This window comes from Pseudomonas sp. Pme6b (genome assembly GCF_058129925.1).
On the sequence record NZ_CM176704.1, the window covers coordinates 1,699,712 to 1,715,623 of the forward strand.

16 protein-coding genes are annotated in these 15,912 nt (G+C 59.7%); 10 read left to right on the forward strand and 6 right to left on the reverse strand.

Annotation, left to right across the window (positions count from 1 at the left end; genetic code table 11):
• Nucleotides 1-65 precede the first annotated feature (65 nt).
• Both AC4ANE_RS07715 and AC4ANE_RS07720 read left to right on the forward strand, forming a co-directional pair.
• Nucleotides 66-314: a DUF1654 domain-containing protein gene (locus AC4ANE_RS07715; protein WP_002554824.1), complete on the forward strand. Its 249-nt coding sequence runs from the start codon at nt 66-68 to the stop codon at nt 312-314.
• A gap of 263 nt (nt 315-577) precedes the next feature.
• Nucleotides 578-907 carry a hypothetical protein gene (locus AC4ANE_RS07720; protein WP_002554823.1) on the forward strand — a complete coding sequence of 110 codons (330 nt, stop codon included), beginning with the start codon at nt 578-580 and terminating at the stop codon, nt 905-907.
• A 9-nt stretch (nt 908-916) separates the two neighbouring features.
• Here AC4ANE_RS07720 and AC4ANE_RS07725 read toward each other — a convergent pair whose 3' ends face one another.
• On the reverse strand, nt 917-1,408 hold the full coding sequence (locus AC4ANE_RS07725) for an LEA/WHy family protein (protein WP_002554822.1): 492 nt from the start codon (nt 1,406-1,408) through the stop codon (nt 917-919).
• A 114-nt stretch (nt 1,409-1,522) separates the two neighbouring features.
• On the opposite strand from AC4ANE_RS07725, the gene AC4ANE_RS07730 reads away from it, so the two are divergent.
• Nucleotides 1,523-2,086: a hypothetical protein gene (locus tag AC4ANE_RS07730; protein WP_002554821.1), complete on the forward strand. Its 564-nt coding sequence runs from the start codon at nt 1,523-1,525 to the stop codon at nt 2,084-2,086.
• 111 nt (nt 2,087-2,197) lie between these two features.
• Complete coding sequence (locus AC4ANE_RS07735; protein ID WP_460408777.1) at nt 2,198-4,633, forward strand: TonB-dependent siderophore receptor; 2,436 nt, start codon at nt 2,198-2,200, stop codon at nt 4,631-4,633.
• A gap of 512 nt (nt 4,634-5,145) precedes the next feature.
• On the opposite strand, the gene AC4ANE_RS07740 is transcribed toward AC4ANE_RS07735, so the two are convergent.
• Nucleotides 5,146-5,619, reverse strand: coding sequence for a YchJ family protein (locus tag AC4ANE_RS07740; protein WP_004664098.1), 474 nt, complete (start codon nt 5,617-5,619; stop codon nt 5,146-5,148).
• Nucleotides 5,620-5,622: 3 nt separating this feature from the next.
• Complete coding sequence (locus AC4ANE_RS07745; RefSeq protein ID WP_460408779.1) at nt 5,623-6,120, reverse strand: DUF6231 family protein; 498 nt, start codon at nt 6,118-6,120, stop codon at nt 5,623-5,625.
• 217 nt (nt 6,121-6,337) lie between these two features.
• Between AC4ANE_RS07745 and AC4ANE_RS07750 the strand changes: the two genes are divergently transcribed.
• Together AC4ANE_RS07750 and AC4ANE_RS07755 are read left to right on the forward strand one after the other, a co-directional pair.
• Complete coding sequence (locus AC4ANE_RS07750; protein WP_002554818.1) at nt 6,338-6,613, forward strand: DUF1145 domain-containing protein; 276 nt, start codon at nt 6,338-6,340, stop codon at nt 6,611-6,613.
• The gene (locus tag AC4ANE_RS07755; protein WP_002554817.1) at nt 6,606-7,364 is read left to right on the forward strand and encodes a hypothetical protein; all 759 of its coding nucleotides are present in this window, start codon (nt 6,606-6,608) and stop codon (nt 7,362-7,364) included. Before AC4ANE_RS07750 ends, AC4ANE_RS07755 begins: the two co-directional genes overlap by 8 nt.
• 82 nt (nt 7,365-7,446) lie before the next feature.
• Here the strand turns inward: AC4ANE_RS07755 and AC4ANE_RS07760 are convergent, their stop codons facing one another.
• The 3 genes from AC4ANE_RS07760 to AC4ANE_RS07770 all read right to left on the reverse strand — a co-directional run bounded on the left by AC4ANE_RS07760 (nt 7,447) and on the right by AC4ANE_RS07770 (nt 10,106).
• Complete coding sequence (locus AC4ANE_RS07760) at nt 7,447-8,478, reverse strand: purine-nucleoside phosphorylase (RefSeq protein ID WP_005732255.1); 1,032 nt, start codon at nt 8,476-8,478, stop codon at nt 7,447-7,449.
• Nucleotides 8,479-8,504: 26 nt separating this feature from the next.
• The gene (locus AC4ANE_RS07765; RefSeq protein WP_369812041.1) at nt 8,505-9,413 is read right to left on the reverse strand and encodes a nucleoside-specific channel-forming protein Tsx; all 909 of its coding nucleotides are present in this window, start codon (nt 9,411-9,413) and stop codon (nt 8,505-8,507) included.
• Between the two features lie 228 nt (nt 9,414-9,641).
• Nucleotides 9,642-10,106 (reverse strand): CopD family protein, encoded by a 465-nt coding sequence (locus tag AC4ANE_RS07770; protein WP_002554814.1) that lies wholly within the window; start codon nt 10,104-10,106, stop codon nt 9,642-9,644.
• A gap of 107 nt (nt 10,107-10,213) precedes the next feature.
• Between AC4ANE_RS07770 and dinG the strand changes: the two genes are divergently transcribed.
• From dinG to pdxH, 4 genes are all read left to right on the forward strand, one after another.
• Complete coding sequence (gene dinG, locus AC4ANE_RS07775) at nt 10,214-12,358, forward strand: ATP-dependent DNA helicase DinG (RefSeq protein WP_002554813.1); 2,145 nt, start codon at nt 10,214-10,216, stop codon at nt 12,356-12,358.
• A gap of 111 nt (nt 12,359-12,469) precedes the next feature.
• Entirely contained in the window at nt 12,470-13,618 is a 1,149-nt protein-coding gene (locus AC4ANE_RS07780; RefSeq protein WP_460408780.1) for a serine hydrolase domain-containing protein, read from the forward strand.
• A 153-nt stretch (nt 13,619-13,771) separates the two neighbouring features.
• Nucleotides 13,772-14,902: an OmpA family protein gene (locus AC4ANE_RS07785; protein WP_002554811.1), complete on the forward strand. Its 1,131-nt coding sequence runs from the start codon at nt 13,772-13,774 to the stop codon at nt 14,900-14,902.
• A 296-nt stretch (nt 14,903-15,198) separates the two neighbouring features.
• Complete coding sequence (gene pdxH, locus AC4ANE_RS07790) at nt 15,199-15,846, forward strand: pyridoxamine 5'-phosphate oxidase (protein ID WP_031595827.1); 648 nt, start codon at nt 15,199-15,201, stop codon at nt 15,844-15,846.
• The last annotated feature ends 66 nt before the right edge of the window (nt 15,847-15,912 follow it).

Below are 15,912 nucleotides of genomic sequence, written 5' to 3' on the forward strand. Positions count from 1 at the left end.
AGTGCTTGCGCAGGTCTTGCAGCTGGAATACTGTATTTATATACAGTTATCTCCGGGAGGCAGTCATGACTGGCACTCGTAATGGGCCGACAGGCGCGTCGTCTTATGAACAGATCGGCAAGCGTATTCAACGGCTGGTATCTGCGCCGAATGTTCAAAAGACCCAGTGGGTCATCGTAGCCCGACGCGACGATGAACCTGAGGACAGCTGGAACGTGGTGCTTCGGGAAATCGAAGAAACCGAAGGTATCGAGGTCGATCCTCAGCCAGACGGTTCGGTAAGGATCGGCTGGCAGCGCTATATCGATAACTGAGCGTTTATAAGGTGCTGCCCCACGTTTGATGGCAAGCGTTTCACTTTATTTTTAAGCATGCTTAATTTTTTGGTTCCAGCTTTACATACCGCCGCCGCATCGACCCGCAATACGCGCAAGGAAGCGATCAAGGGCAGGGCGGGCCCGAACGTCAACCAGGATGACCCTCATCAACCCGTTCCCTGCCATTCGAATGGCAGGCTCTCAGCGTCTGAATTTCTGTGTTCGTGAACGGCTGTATCTCTTGAGCGGAGTCAGGTCCGATGGATATCTTGAATGGTTTGGCAGACAGGGGCGAATGGCTGGTCGCCGGTCTGGTGGGTGCAATCATCTCAGGCTGGTGGCATAAGGCAGGCTTGCTCGACTGGCGTGCCTGGCTGGTTTTCTTGATCACTGGCGTGGCCTGTGCGGTGTTTCTCACCGGCATTGCCAGTGATTATCTGGGCGTGGCCGACCCTCGCAACACCACAGGCGTGGGCTTTCTGCTGGGCTCGTTTGGTGGAGCGCTGATCAGCGCAATCAATCGGGCATTGTGGGCGGCGGATATCTGGAAGTTTCTGCTGGAGCTGATCAAGGGCAAGCTGGGCGGTTAGGCCGCCTGCTTATTTTCGTTGAATCAGCTCCTCTGGTGCAACATCGCCGGTTTTGCCGATCCGTACGTTGTGCCTGAACAGCATGCCGGTCTTGAGCTTGCCTTCAAGCCGGTAATGGATCAGCTCATCAGGTTTTTTCAGCAGTTGAGCGATGTATTTCGCGTACCGCCAAAGGTTGGTACGAACAGGCACCACAAAGGTTTTCCGGCTATGCGCATCGACGAAAAACCAATCACTGAATTGGTCGTCTGCGAGCACAACGTCATTGAGCGAGATCTTGTAGTTCAGGCCGCGCACGAACAGGTCCGAGTCGTTGGGATTATCGACCTCGAAATACAGCTTGAAATCCTGTTGTGTCAGCCTTGCCTTGACCACCTGGACTTTGAGCAAATGCACTTCTGGATCCTGGACGCTGTCAAAGCTCAGTAACGAGCATCCGCTGAGACCGAACATGATCAGCGCGAGGCTTATGATTCTTGTAATGTGCGCCTGAAAAAACATGGATGTGCTCCGTTTGACGCCTGAGTCTACCAACTCGACGGTCAAGGGTAACGCGCTTGTTGCGCTGTCTGACGCTACGCCATACTTTTTATTGACGTGCTTACCGGTGTCTCCATGAGTGTCTACGAAATTGTCTTCAGTGCCGAACTGGTCGCCGGAGCCCAGCCCGAGAAGGTCAGGGCCAACCTTGGCAAGCTATTCAATGCCGATGCCGAGCGTCTGGAGCTTCTGTTCTCCGGGCGCCGACTGGTCCTGAAAAACAACCTCGACGCGGCAACCGCTGAAAAATACCGCGCAACGCTGGAGCGTGCAGGCGCACGGGTCCATGTGCTGGAAATGAATACCCCGCTGCCCATGGAAGAGGTCGAACTGGCACCGCCGCCCGACGCTCCTACCTGGTTGCGTAAATCCCAGGCCACCCCGCAGTCGGGTACGGGCCGTCTGCAGATCAAACCGCGTGACGCGTATATGGCTGCTTTCGAAAGTGTCGATGCGCCGGATTATTCGGTGGCCGAAGCGGGGGTCGACCTGTTGCCTGCCAAACCTCAGCCCGCTGCGCCGCTGCTGGATCTTTCCCGATTTAGCCTGGCACCGGTGGGCAGCGACATGGGCCATGTCGAAAGGCCCGAGTCACAAGCTGCTCCCGATACTTCTCACCTGAAGGTCATTCCGGAGTAATGCCGCAGGCCAACTGAATCCTGAAACGGAATTATTTTCAATCAGCTCTGTTACTTTCGAACTTTCGCTCGGCTAACAGGCATTGAGAAATATTCCATCAGGAGTTGCCCGATGTCCCGTTCGTTAGACACCCTTCTGCGTCCCAGTCTGTTGGCCGTGGCGATTGCACTGTGCACGCCTCTGGTCAGCCCGCTGCTGATGGCCGCGCAGCAGGCCAGCGTGGTTGCCTATGACCTGCCTGCAGGCCCTCTGGCGACCATGCTGAACCAGATTTCCAGCCAGGGTGGTCTGGCATTGAGCCTCGATCCTGCGCTGGTTGCTGGCAAAACAAGCGCGGCGGTAAAGGGGAATTTCGACGCTGCGACAGCCTTGCGTGAGGCGTTGCGTGGCAGCGGCCTGCAACTGGTGCAGAGCAGCGCCGGGACCTACACGCTGATGGTCATGGAACAAAACGCCTTGAACCTGTCGGATGTGAACATCAATGCCAACAGCGCGCCCGCCGAAGGTTCGGAAGCAGCCGGTTATCGCAGTGAGAACATCAGCAGCGTCGGTGCACTGGGCGGCATGAAACTGCAGGACGCGCCTTATTCCATCAGCGTGACGCCTCAGGCTCTACTGAAAAACATTCAGGCCACCTCGCTGGACGATGTCATCAAGCACAACCCATTCACCCAGATGTACTCGCCGACCAGCGCCGGTTATGCCAGCGCCGTCAACATTCGTGGTTTCAGCAGCGCGGGCAGCCTGAACATCGCCAATGACGGCTTGCGCTTTACCAATGGTGCTGATGGCAGCAACTACATTGAAGAGATGGAACAGCTGGAAGTCATCACCGGCCTGACCGGTTTCCTGTATGGCCCGGCCTCGCCAGGCGGGCTGGTCAACTACGTCATCAAGCGCCCCACTTACGAACGCTATAACAGCGTCACGCTGGGCAATGCCGGTGGCGAGAACTACTACCTGCATGGCGATTTCGGCGGGCCGATCGACAGTGAGGGCAAGTTTGCCTATCGCCTGAACGTGTTGACTCAGGATGGCGAAACCGCTGTCGACATGAACAAGCGTCGTCGCGAAATGATTTCCCTGGCGCTGGACTGGAACGTCTCCGACGACCTGCTGGTGCAGTTCGACGCTTCACACAAAAAGACCGAAATTCGCGGCCTGACCAGCTATTGGTACTTTGGTGATCAGTCGTTACGCCCAAGCGCAGCCTCGCTGGACAACGACAAACTCTACAGCCAGAAGTGGTCGTTTTCCGATTATGAATCCGACAAGGCGGGCGTACGCGCCAAATGGCGCTTGAACGATACATTCACCTTGCGCGCGGCCTTTGCAGCCCAGCAGTACACTTCGGAAAACACCTACACCGGGCCGACGGTTTACAGCGCGGGTCTGTATTCGCAGCCGTTATACGCCTTCGCACCGATCGAAACCGAAGAAAAGACCGGCTCGCTGTTTCTGGATGCAGCATTCGATACCGGCTTTCTCGGCCACAAAGTCACGATGGGGTACCAGGGCAATACATCTCGCCATAAGCAGTACGAAGACCACATCCCATACACGCCTGGTCAGCCTGGTCCGCAATACACCTCGCCAGTCGGCACGATACCGCTCGACCAGACACCTCAGGTCGGCAAACCGTCGTACTCGATTGGCCACGGCAACCAGCGTCTAGCCAATAGCTCGGAGAGCAACAACTTCCTGATTGGCGACATCATCACCTTCAACGAGCAATGGTCGGCGATTCTTGGCGTGACCAACACGCAGATCAAGACTTACGCCAACGAGTTCGTTTACGCCAAGGCTTTCGGCTCCGCAGAGACCGAGACCAAATACAACGAAAGCAAGACCTCGCCGAATATCTCGCTGGTCTACAAGCCACTGCCGTGGCTGACCACTTACGCCACCTATATAGAAGGTCTGCAATCCGGAGGTGTCGCCCCGAGCGGCGCAGCCAATGCCGGCCAGGCATTCGCACCGGAAGTCAGCGAGCAATACGAGATCGGTGCCAAGGCGACGTTGGGTGAAACCCTGTTTACCCTGGCGCTGTTCAACATCGAGAAGCCCAACGGCTACACCACAGCCTCGAATATTTACGTGGTGGACGGACGTCAGGAAAACAATGGCCTGGAGTTCAGCGTGACCGGCAAAGTCGTTCCGGAGCTGACACTGGTCGGCGGCTTTACCTTGCTGGACCCGAAGATCAAGAAAACCGGCATCGCCGCGGATGAAGGCAACGCACCGACCAACGTCGCCAAGCAACTGGCCAAGGTCTATGCCGAGTACGACATCAACCCTGTGCCTGGGCTGGCAGTAACCGGTGGAGCGTTTTATACCGGCAAGCAATACACCGACCAAAGCAACGAAAACGACCTGCCGTCCTTTACCACCTTCGACGCCGGTGCCCGCTACCGCATGCGCGTCTCGGAAAACGACCTGACCCTGCGGGTCAATGTCAGCAACCTGACCAACAAGGAATACTGGCTCAACAGCAGCTACCTGGGCGACCCGCGCACTGTAGCGTTCTCGGCGCAGCTGGAGTTCTGAGTCAACCCGATCCACCTGATACGGCAGACCGCTGTGTGATGTAGAGCGTGGGCTGGCCACTGCCACAGGAAGTGCTTTTCGATCACGATGGTACTGACGACGCAGAGTGCGACGTTAGTGACGGCTGAGTCCTGGCGCTGATCCGGGGGATGCGAGGCAGGACGCCGAGCAAGCCGCACCGGGCCAAGGATGGCCCGGTGCGGCGACCCCCGGATCAGTGTCAGGGCGAAGGAACCCGACGAAGTCGGGCCGGAAACAGGAGCGAGGGGATTTGCCTACTTTGGCCCCATCAAAGTAGGTCGCCGAGGGGCGAAAAGGTGACTCAAGTCGAGCCTGAATCTCACTGAATCGCAGAACTGTGTGACGCAGAGCGTCACGAAAGGCATTACCACGCGGAGCGTGGGAACGATATTCACCATCGTGCGACGTTCTGAACGCTCTTGATGGTGCGGCGCAGGGCTCACGCACGACACTCCCACGCTGGAGCGTGCGGAACGATCATCTCGACTATCTCAAACCACGTAAGGCGAGCAGCATTTCTTGAATTTCTGTTCGCTGCCGCACGGACAGGCGTCATTGCGGCCGGCCTTGAGCGGGACGGTGGAATCGATAAAGTACCAGCGGCCCTGATTCTGCACGAACGACGAGCGTTCCTTGTGACTGTGTTCACCGTTACCGTCGTGCCAGCGGGCAGTGAAGGTCACAAAAGCATGCTCGGGCTTGCCGCCAAATACCTCCGAACTTTCTACCTCCAGCCCCAGCCAGGTGCTCTGCGCGCTCCACTGGGCAATGGCCTCACGGTTCAACCCGCTTTGCTGAACAGGCAGCGTCGTCTGGACCAGATAATCAGTCAGCCCCAGCACGTAGGCGCTGTACCGCGAGCGCATCAGCTTTTCCGCGCAAGGCGCAGGCTGACCTGCGTGATAGCGACCGCAGCAGGCCAGCAACAGATCGCCGCTGCCGCACGGGCAAATAGCACTACTCATAGGTCACCACCAATACTTTCCAAAATTCTCCGGGTTGGCCCAATACTTCGCGTTCAGCCAGTCGGGCACCTGTTTGTATTCGCGCAGGTCGTAGGTGAACAGGTTGAGGACCTGCTCGTCGCGGGTGAAGCGTTCGCTGGATTGCAGGGCCAGCGAGAAAAAGTCGGTCTCCTGCCAGCCGCAGGCCTGCAAGTCGGCCAGCACCGCAATGCGGCTGGCGTTAAGGTTGCGGATACCGCCCAGCAGCTCCAGACCGGTGCGCTTGGGGATGTGCTCCAGGCAATCGACCACCAGCGCCAGGTCGAAACGTTGCGCCGCCAGATTTGCGGGCAGGGGGCCGGGTTCGGCCATCGCCACCTCGGTCTGCGGGTGTGCTTCCTGAAAGGCTTGCAACGCAGGGAACGCCTGAGCGCCGATCAACAGCAGACGCTGGGGTGCGTAACGGTCGAGCAGGGCAGCCAGCGCTTGCTGCGGCGTGCGGGTGGAGTAGCCGACGGTCATCGAAAGTCCTCTGGTTGACTGACAAGACTAGCCTGCCGGACCCGCTCTGAACAGCCGTCAGTATCAGGCGAACGCCCACAGACTGACGACAACGATCTATGCTTGATCTTTTTCAATACACTGCTGGCATATTCGGCGTACAGCACGTCTACTGTGCGGCGACGAAAAGCGCGCGCAGACTGCGCTTTCGTAACGGATCATGACAAGGGGGCAGGCGATGAAGGTGTTTTGGGGGCTGGGAAAAATCTTGATGCTGGGCTTCTGGCTGGTAGTCCTGGCCAATGCGGTCATTGAAGCGCCCAGCCCGTTTGGCGTGATGATCGACATGGCGGGTGCCGTACTGTTTTTGACTCACTTGCTCGAACTGATCCTGTTCAACGGCAGCCTGCGCGGTCGCAGGCATCCCTGGCGCGACCGGGGCAAAATCATTCTGTTCGGCATCTTTCACGTTCAATCCATCGGCCGTTCGACTACAGGGCACTCTCATGCGTAAGCTCGTTCTGTTGGCAGCACTGTTCAGCCCTCTGGCCATGGCTCAGGCGATTATCGTTGCGCCACACTCGCTCATGCGTCTGCCTGGCAACAGCAGCGTTCTGCAGGTCGAGCGCCTTGAAGTGGCCGACTACGGCACCCTGCTGATACCGGCCGGTATCGATGACGTGAAGATCGGCGAACTGGTGCTAGGGCACGAAGCGCGGATTGCCATCGTCCCCGGTGTACAGGCGTTCAACCTCGTCGTGGTGCATGGTGAATTCGGCACCGGCAGCCAGATCACTGCGCGAGGCGCTCCGGGTACCTTCGAGAAGCCGGCACTGCCGGGGCGCAACCTGACCCTGCGTCTACAGAGCCTGAATGCCGAACAACTGTCGATCGATGCACGCGGCGGCGCGGGCAGCCCAGGCTACGCCGGGCTCGATGGCGGCACGGGCGAAGAGCCGGGCTGTACCTGGGGCCAGGCTGGGCGTGGTTACAACGGCGATAGTGGCGGCAACGGCCACGACGGCGCAGCAGGTGCGCAGGTTCGTCTCGAGCTGCCACAAAGCTTTCCGGCCGAGCGTATCAAGGTGAATGTTGCGGGTGGCGCGGCAGGCAAGGGCGGTGAAGGCGGCAAGGCAGGCAAGGGCGGCGCTTCGAAGGGCTGCATCGTCTACCGCGCGGATGGCGGCAAGCCTGGCAGACCGGGCGAACCTGGCCTGCCAGGCGTTGCAGGGCCAGCAGGCAGTTTGATTCTGCAGCGCCTGTAACCTTCACCAGCTGTCGTCCTTCTAGAGACTGCCCGGGATCAGGCGCAAGGCCATGATCCGGGCAGTCATTATGGCAGCGCGCTTACTGCGGCACGCCTTTTTCCCAGTTCTTCCAGTCACCGACAATGGCCTGCACCAGCGGGTTACCAGTACGGTACAGGTTTTCCAGTGCTGGTACGAAGGCGCCCTGATCGGCGTACTTGAGCAGGTTGTCCACCTCGCTGTAACCCGGATACGGACGGTCGAAATCGGAACCTGCGCGCACCACGGCCAGTCGATTGACGTCTACCTTGCCTGCCTTGCTGGCGCGTAACAGGGCTTCGTACGTCGAGTTGTCCTCCTGCTGGGTGGTGCAATACACGCCTTTGCCGTCGGTCAGCAGCTTGGTCCAGACTTCCGCCCGCTCACTCAGACGCGTTCCGGAAAACCACGTGTTGCCCGCCAGCGTATCGCACTGCGTCACCTGCGGCGGCTGATTGGCCGGGGCGTAAGGGTATTTGACACGCCAGGCGGCAGATTCCTTGCTCTCGCTGAGCGTCACTTTTTGCGACAGGGCGAAGGCCTTGGCCTGAAGTTTGGGGTTCAGCTCGAAGACTTCAGTCTTGTAGTCCAGCGGCGGCTTTTCGTTCGGACCTTTGGTGTTGATACCCAGGTAACCGGTCGGCCAGTCCTTGGGCACGTCGCGCGAATCGATTTCCCACTGCGTGCCGAACTCCACCAGATAATGCGCCCACGCAGTGGTGCCGAGCGTGCCGTGGTGCGGGTTGATGCCGGCAATGCCAGCAACGATGAAGTAGGTCTTGCGCAGATCGAATTGCGGCGACAGGGCCAGGGCCAGAGTCGATGCTGCGGCATTGGTCTGACCCATGCCGGTGACCATCAGGCAGACGTCCTGAGCGTTGCAGCGGATGGCAGGATACTCGGCGGCAAGGCCGGGCACCTGGATCTCCTTGGTCAGATGCAGCCGGTCGATCCAGTTCTGCGCTTCGGGCGCAAACATGGCGACCAGCATGACCTTGGGCGTGACTGGCGTAACCGGCGCGGTGGCTGCCCAGAGGGCAGGGCTAAGCAGGGCCAGTGTGGCGCCAAGTGTGTTGCGGGTGATGTGTTTCATGAAAACTCCTGTCGTCATAATCAGTTTCAGAACTGGTAACCCACGCCTGCGTAATATCCCCAGCCGTCGGAGCGCGCACGGAAGTTGCCTTCGCCGAAGTTCAGCTCGCTGCCGTCCTGCCAGTTGCCGCCGTTGTGGAAGTAACGACCCACCAGGGTGAAGCGCAGGTGCGTGAAGGCGTAAAGCAGCACGTTGGTGGCTACTGTGGAGTTGCCAGTGCGTGCCGGATCGTTCTTGAGGTCCGAACCGAAATCGAAGTTGGTGAAGCCGATGTACGTCAGCGAAGCGCCGTTGTCGAATTTGCTGATCGGTACGATGTATTTGAGCTGGGCGCGATAGCCATCCCAAGAATATTCGTTGCTGGCACCGTAGTTCTCCCACTGGTAGCGGCCATAGAAGTTGGCCGACAGATTGACCCGCGAGTGGGTGTCGATGTCAGTGCCCAGGCCGCTGTACAGGGTGTTGGCACGGTTGGCCGAGTTGCTGCCGTGGTCGTAGATCCAGTCAAAGGCGACGTACCATTCCTTGAACGGCCCGACGGCCAGACTGCGCCCGGCGAGGTAGTCGATGGAGATACGTGGCTCATGCTCCATGAACAATGGCGAGCCATGGTCCCAGACGCCTTTGTCATTATCATTGCCGATGCCGAGAATCTTCGGTACGTCGACATAGCCATAGAGCTCAAACGGCCCCTTGCGGCCGAAGTACTCATACTCCAGATAAATGTCATCGTTGGGCTTGGGGCCGAAGCTGATGTCCTTGCTGCCGATCAGCGTCAGGTCCTGGTTGAACCAGTCTGAAAAGTACGCGCCTTTGCCTTCCTTGGGCGAGGCGGGCGGGCTGAGTGCTTCGCCTTGAGCCGAGTCTTCGGCGGCGGGCTGTGCCAGGACGCTGGTGCATGGCAGCGCCGCAGCGGCGGCGAACAACAGAGGCATGAGGAATCTTGAGGGCGTTGCGGATCGAGTGAATGGCGGCTGTGGCATTGAAGCTCCTTTTCGTGGGCGCGTACTGCTGATCGCAAACGTTTGCACAGCCCATGCCAAAGTGTTTCAAGATGTTGAATGGCTTGGATATCGGGCACAGAAGATGACCGATCGGGCAGGAAACTGCCCGCAAGCTGTGCGCGGTGTCACCGCCAGTGCCCCGCGATGTTCCGTTTTGCCTCAAAGGCCCGGACGGGCGGCTGCCAATATCACCACTGCCAGGCCGATAATCAGGTTGATTCCGACCAGCCGGCGAATGTGACCGAGTGCTGCTGCGCCTTCGGCCCATTGTTCGGCGTCCACGGCGCGACGCAACTCCGGCAACTGCAATGAATGGATACGCAGGAACAGCGCAACCATCACCACGTACAGGCCCATCATGATCTGCACATAGCGCGGCGCAGTTCCAAAGCCGGTGAAGTTCAGCTGGATCATGCCGATGCCGGTAATCGGCAGCAGCACCACGGCTGCCCAGACCCAGACGAAGAAGCGTGGAAACACCTGGACCCACACTTTCAAGCGAGAAGGGCCTTCAAGTGCTGCAATGACTGCTGGACGCAAGACCATCCAGGCGAAAAACATCCCGCCAACCCACACTAGGGCAACCAGCAGATGCAGCGTATAAACAGTAGAAAAAGCGGTCATCGGACACTCCGTTCTGCGCGGATGGATTTAGCGCGCTATGATAGCGCCCACTCAGAACTACTGAAAATTTATCCAGCCTTTTTAGCCGTGCCCCCGAACCGAAGCCAATGATCAGTACCGAACTCAAAACCCAGATCCAGGGCGCTTACTCGCGTTTCCTCGAAGCCAAGAGCCTCAAGCCACGCTATGGCCAGCGATTGATGATCGCTGAAGTTGCCAAGGTGCTGGGGGACATTGACACCGATGAAGAGGGCCGTCGTTCGGGCGATCCTGCGGTAGTGGCCGTCGAGGCCGGGACGGGCACCGGCAAGACCGTGGCGTATGCCATCGCGTCGATCCCCACCGCCAAGGCGGCAGGCAAGCGGCTGGTAATCGCCACCGCGACCGTCGCCTTGCAGGAGCAGATCGTCTACAAGGACCTGCCGGACCTGATGCGCAACAGCGGTCTGAATTTTACCTTCGCGCTTGCCAAGGGCCGCGGCCGTTACATGTGCCTGTCGAAACTCGACGCGTTGCTGCAGGAGAGCGACGCGACCAACGCGACTGCGCAGCTTTTCGAGGAAGAAGGCTTCAAGATCGAGGTCGATGAAGCCAGTCAGAAGCTGTTCACCAGCATGCTGCAGAAGCTGGCGGGCAATAAGTGGGACGGTGATCGCGACAGCTGGCCTCAGGAACTCGCCGATCAGGACTGGGCGCGGCTGACCACCGATCACAGCCAGTGCACCAACCGGCATTGCCCGAACTTTCAGCAGTGCGCTTTCTATAAGGCGCGCGAAGGCATGGGTAAGGTTGACGTGATTGTCACCAACCATGACATGGTGCTGGCTGACCTCGCGCTGGGCGGCGGCGCCGTGCTGCCCGACCCGCGTGACACGCTGTACGTGTTCGACGAAGGCCATCACCTGCCCGACAAGGCCATCGGCCACTTCGCTCATTACACCCGACTGAAATCCACCGCTGACTGGCTTGAACAGACAGCCAAGAACCTCGCCAAGCTGCTGGCCCAACACCCACTGCCCGGCGATCTGGGCAAGCTGATCGAGCAGGTGCCGGAACTGGCCCGCGAGATCAAGGGGCATCAGCAGTTCATGTTCGGTGCCTGCGAGCAACTGGCAGATTTCCGCGCCGGCGAAGACATGCAGGGTCGCGAGCGGCCCCGTCACCGCTTTGTCGGCGGCGTGATCCCCGAGCACATCCGCGAGATGGGCATCGAGCTCAAGAAGGGCTTTGCGCGCCTGGACGACCTGTTCACGCGCCTGACCGAGCTGCTCAAGGAAGGCATGGATGGCGAAGTCAACATCGGTATCGCCAGCCATCAGGCTGAAGAGTGGTACCCGCTGTTCGGCAGCCTGCTGGCCCGCGCCCACGGTAACTGGGAACTGTGGACCGCCTTTACCGCCGAAGACCCGGAAGACAGCCCGCCCATGGCGCGCTGGCTGACCCTGGCCGACAGCGGTGCAATGTTCGATATCGAGGTCAATGCCAGCCCGATCCTGGCGGCGGAAATGCTGCGTCGCAACCTGTGGAACATTGCCTACGGGGCGCTGGTGACTTCAGCGACCCTGACCGCGCTGGGCAAGTTTGATCGTTACCGCATGCGTGCCGGCCTGCCCAAAGGGGCGGTGACCGCCGTGGTGCCAAGCCCGTTCCATCACGCCGATGCCGGTGTGCTGCGCGTGCCGGACCTCAAGGCCGACCCGCGTGACTCGGTGGCCCATACCGCAGCGATCATTCGTGACCTGCCCGGGCTGGTGGAAGGTTCGCGAGGCACGCTGGTGCTGTATTCGTCGCGCAAGCAGATGCAGGACGTTTTCGACGGCCTGGACCGTGACTGGCGCAAGCAGGTGTTCATCCAGGGCAACCTGTCCAAACAGGAAACCCTCAACAAGCACAAGGCCCGCGTCGACAGCGGCGAGTCCAGCGTACTGTTCGGACTGGCCAGCTTCGCCGAGGGTGTGGACTTGCCCGGTGCGTACTGCGAGCACGTGGTCATCGCCAAGATTCCGTTCGCGGTGCCGGATGACCCGGTCGAGGCCGCTCTGGCCGAGTGGATCGAAGCGCGTGGTGGCAACCCGTTCATGGAGATCGCCGTGCCGGATGCCTCTTTGCGTCTGGTACAGGCCTGTGGCCGCTTGCTGCGTACCGAAGAGGACCGCGGCACTATCACGTTGCTGGACCGACGTGTCGTCACCCAGCGTTACGGCAAGGCGATTCTCAACGCATTGCCGCCGTTTCGCCGCGAGATTTCCTGAATAACAGCTGTCGGTTGACTCGGGTCTGTTCCCAAAGCGCCCGATCGCTGGAACAATATGCGCCCATTCGGCCTGTCATCAGGCCCAGTACCGTCAGTCAGGAGTCAGCCGTTGCAGATCCAGGGTCATTACGAACTTCAATTCGAAGCAGTACGTGAAGCCTTTGCGGCGCTCTTTGACGACCCTCAGGAGCGCGGCGCTGCCTTGTGCATTCAGGTCGGCGGCCAGACCGTCATCGATCTGTGGGCGGGCACGGCCGACAAGGACGGTGCCGAGGCGTGGCACACCGACACCATTCTCAACCTGTTCTCCTGCACCAAGACCTTTACCAGCGTGGCGGTATTGCAGCTGGTTGAAGAAGGCAAGTTGAAGCTGGACGAACCCGTCGCCAGGCTCTGGCCCGAATTCGCCGCGGCGGGCAAGGCATCGATCACTTTGCGTCAGCTGCTCTGCCATCAGGCCGGTTTGCCTGCGCTGCGCGAGCAATTGCCTGCCGAAGCGCTTTACCAGTGGGACACCATGACGGCGGCGCTGGCGGCCGAAGAACCTTGGTGGACGCCGGGGCAGGGTCACGGTTACGCGGCAATCACCTATGGCTGGCTGGTAGGCGAGGTGCTGCGTCGTGCCGATAGTCGAGGCCCGGGGGAATCCATTGCCGCGCGTATTTCTCGCCCGCTGGGGCTGGATTTTCATGTGGGCCTGGCGGATGACCAGTTTCATCGTGTCGCCCATATCGCGCGCGGCAAAGGCAATGCCGGTGACGACGCTGCCCAGCGCGTGTTGCAGGCGACGATGCGTGAGCCCGCCTCCATCACTGACAAGGCGTTCACCAACCCGCCGTCGATCATGACCAGCACCAATAAACCCGAATGGCGCCGCATGCAGCAGCCAGCGGCCAACGGCCACGGCAATGCGCGCAGTCTTGCCGGTTTCTATAACGGTTTGCTGGATGGCAGCCTGCTTGAAGCAGACATGCTCAACGAGCTGACCCGTGAGCACAGCCTCGGTCAGGACAGGACTCTGCTGACCTCGACCCGTCTGGGCCTAGGCTGCATGCTTGACCAACCGACCGTTGCCAACGCGACCTATGGTCTTGGCCCCAAGGCGTTTGGCCATCCCGGGGCAGGCGGTTCGGTCGGGTTCGCCGATCCTGATTACGAGGTCGCTTTTGGCTTCGTTACCAACACCCTGGGGCCGTACATTCTGATGGACCCGCGTGCGCAGAAAATGGTCGGGATCCTGCGTGATTGTTTGCAGTAAGTATCGGCCATAAGTGCTTGTTTCATACCGACTGTCAGTTAAATGGCTGTAACAGGAACCGTACGACGGTTTCTTTTTCCAACTGCATCTTTATGCATGTTATACCGGCGTAGTCACGTCCTTCTGTCTGATCAAAACCGTTGCGGGTTATCCATGTCGTCTAATAAAAGCCTCGTTCTCGCCCTGTGCATCGCTGTGACCGGCTGTGCTCAAACCCCTCAATCCGACTCTGCTGCAACCGGAGGCCATTGGTGGCAGTTCGGTTCAGGCAGCGAGTCTGCTGATGCAGGCGCTGCTGCAAAGGCTCCGGCACCGAGCCCGGCACCTGCTCCGGTCGCCAAGGCCGCTGCGGCACCAGCAGCACCTGCCGCTGGCGCTGAAAACAGCGCGCCTTGGTACTGGCCGTTCGGCTCGAAAGATAACGCGCAGGCCAAACCTGATGCCGTGGCCGACAAGCCTGCCGACAAGCCAGCTGCGCCTGCGCTGGTAGCCAAGTCGGAAACCGATAGCAAGTGGTGGTGGCCGTTCGGTAGCGAGGGCAAGAAGGACGAGCCTAAAGCGCTGCCGATGCCTGATCCGAAAGTGACCCAGGCCTGGCTGGACGAGTACGAGCCGCGTCTGCGCGCTGCAATCAAGGACAGCCCGTTCCAGCTGGAGCGTCGCGAAGACCTGCTGGCAATCACTGCACCGGTCGACAGCTCGTTCAACCCTGACCGTCCTGCGATGCTGCTGCCCAACACGCTGGGCCCGATCACGCGACTGGCCAAGGTGGTCGAAGGCGATCAGAAAACTGCCGTGCTGATTCTCGGTCATGCCGACACATCGGGGCCTACCGAAGCCAACCAGAAGATCAGCCAGGAACGCGCGCAGTCTGTTGCCGCGATTTTCCGTCTCAGTGGCCTGGAGCGTAATCGTCTGAGCCAGCGTGGGATGGGTGCCGTGATGCCACGTGCCGCCAACGACAGCCTGCAAGGCCGTGCACTCAACCGTCGTGTTGAAATCCTCATGACGCCGCAGGACACCATGCGCGCGCTGATGGCCCGTTATGCGTTGCCGCCGGTTGCTCCAGTCATGGTTGCCACCCAGGACGTCAAGCCAGTAGCGCCAGCACCTGCTGCCGCGCCTGCCAAGAAAGCCGCCGTGGCGAAGAAAGACACGGCCAAGGCCAGCACTGCCAAAAAGGCCGCGCCTGCCAAGACCACCGCAGCAGCTAAAAAACCGGCAGCGACCAAGGCCCCGGCCAAGGCGCCCGCCAAGAAAGATGACAGCCAGGCCAGTAACTGAGGCCTGGTTACCTCACGACTTTCGTCTCCACGCTCCGCGCTTTGCGTTGTGCACAAGTCCTGAATAGCCTGAAAAACAAGGCTTTCAGGCTTCTGCCCGGAGGGCGTGGGAGCGAACTTGTTCGCGAAAAGGCCGGTACAGTCTCCGAAACGTATCGTCTGAATCACCGTCTTCGCGAACAAGTTCGCTCCCACGGCCTTCGGCCAGAATCAAAAACGAATGTGTGATAACGGCGAGCGCCGAGCCTCGTAACGAGAGTTAGCTAACGTTCATGATATCTGCGCAGGAATGAAACCATGACTCAGACCCTGGCCGACATGCGCCGTGATTACACCCGCGACGGGTTGACCGAAGCGCAATCACCGGACGAGCCCTTCGCGCTCTTCCATACCTGGTTTGCCGACGCTGTAAAGACCGAACAACCACCTGTCGAGGCCAATGCCATGACCCTGGCAACGGTTGATGAGCAAGGACGTCCGCATTGCCGTGTCTTGCTGCTCAAGGGGCTGGACACGCAGGGTTTCACGTTCTTCACTAACTACGAAAGCGCCAAGGGCCAGCAACTGGCTGCACGTCCATTCGCGGCCATGACGTTCTTCTGGCCAACGCTGGAGCGTCAGGTGCGTATCGAAGGCCCGGTCGAGAAAGTCAGCGCGCAGGAGTCCGATGCTTATTACCAGGTGCGTCCTCTGGGCAGCCGTTTGGGGGCTTGGGCCTCACCCCAAAGTCGCGTGATCGCAGATCGTGAAGAGCTGGAAGGTCTGATCAGACAGACGGAACAACGCTTCGCAGACACCCAGCCACACTGCCCCGAGCACTGGGGGGGCTACCGCCTTTTGCCTGAGCGAATCGAGTTTTGGCAGGGTCGCTCCAGTCGACTTCACGACCGTTTGAACTATCGTTCGGTAGACGGCAGGTGGACGCGCGAGCGCCTTGCGCCCTGATTGAATTATTCGTCCGGGCCATCGTCTGAGCGTTATGCAGGTGGGCCGCTGTATGCCGCCTGAATG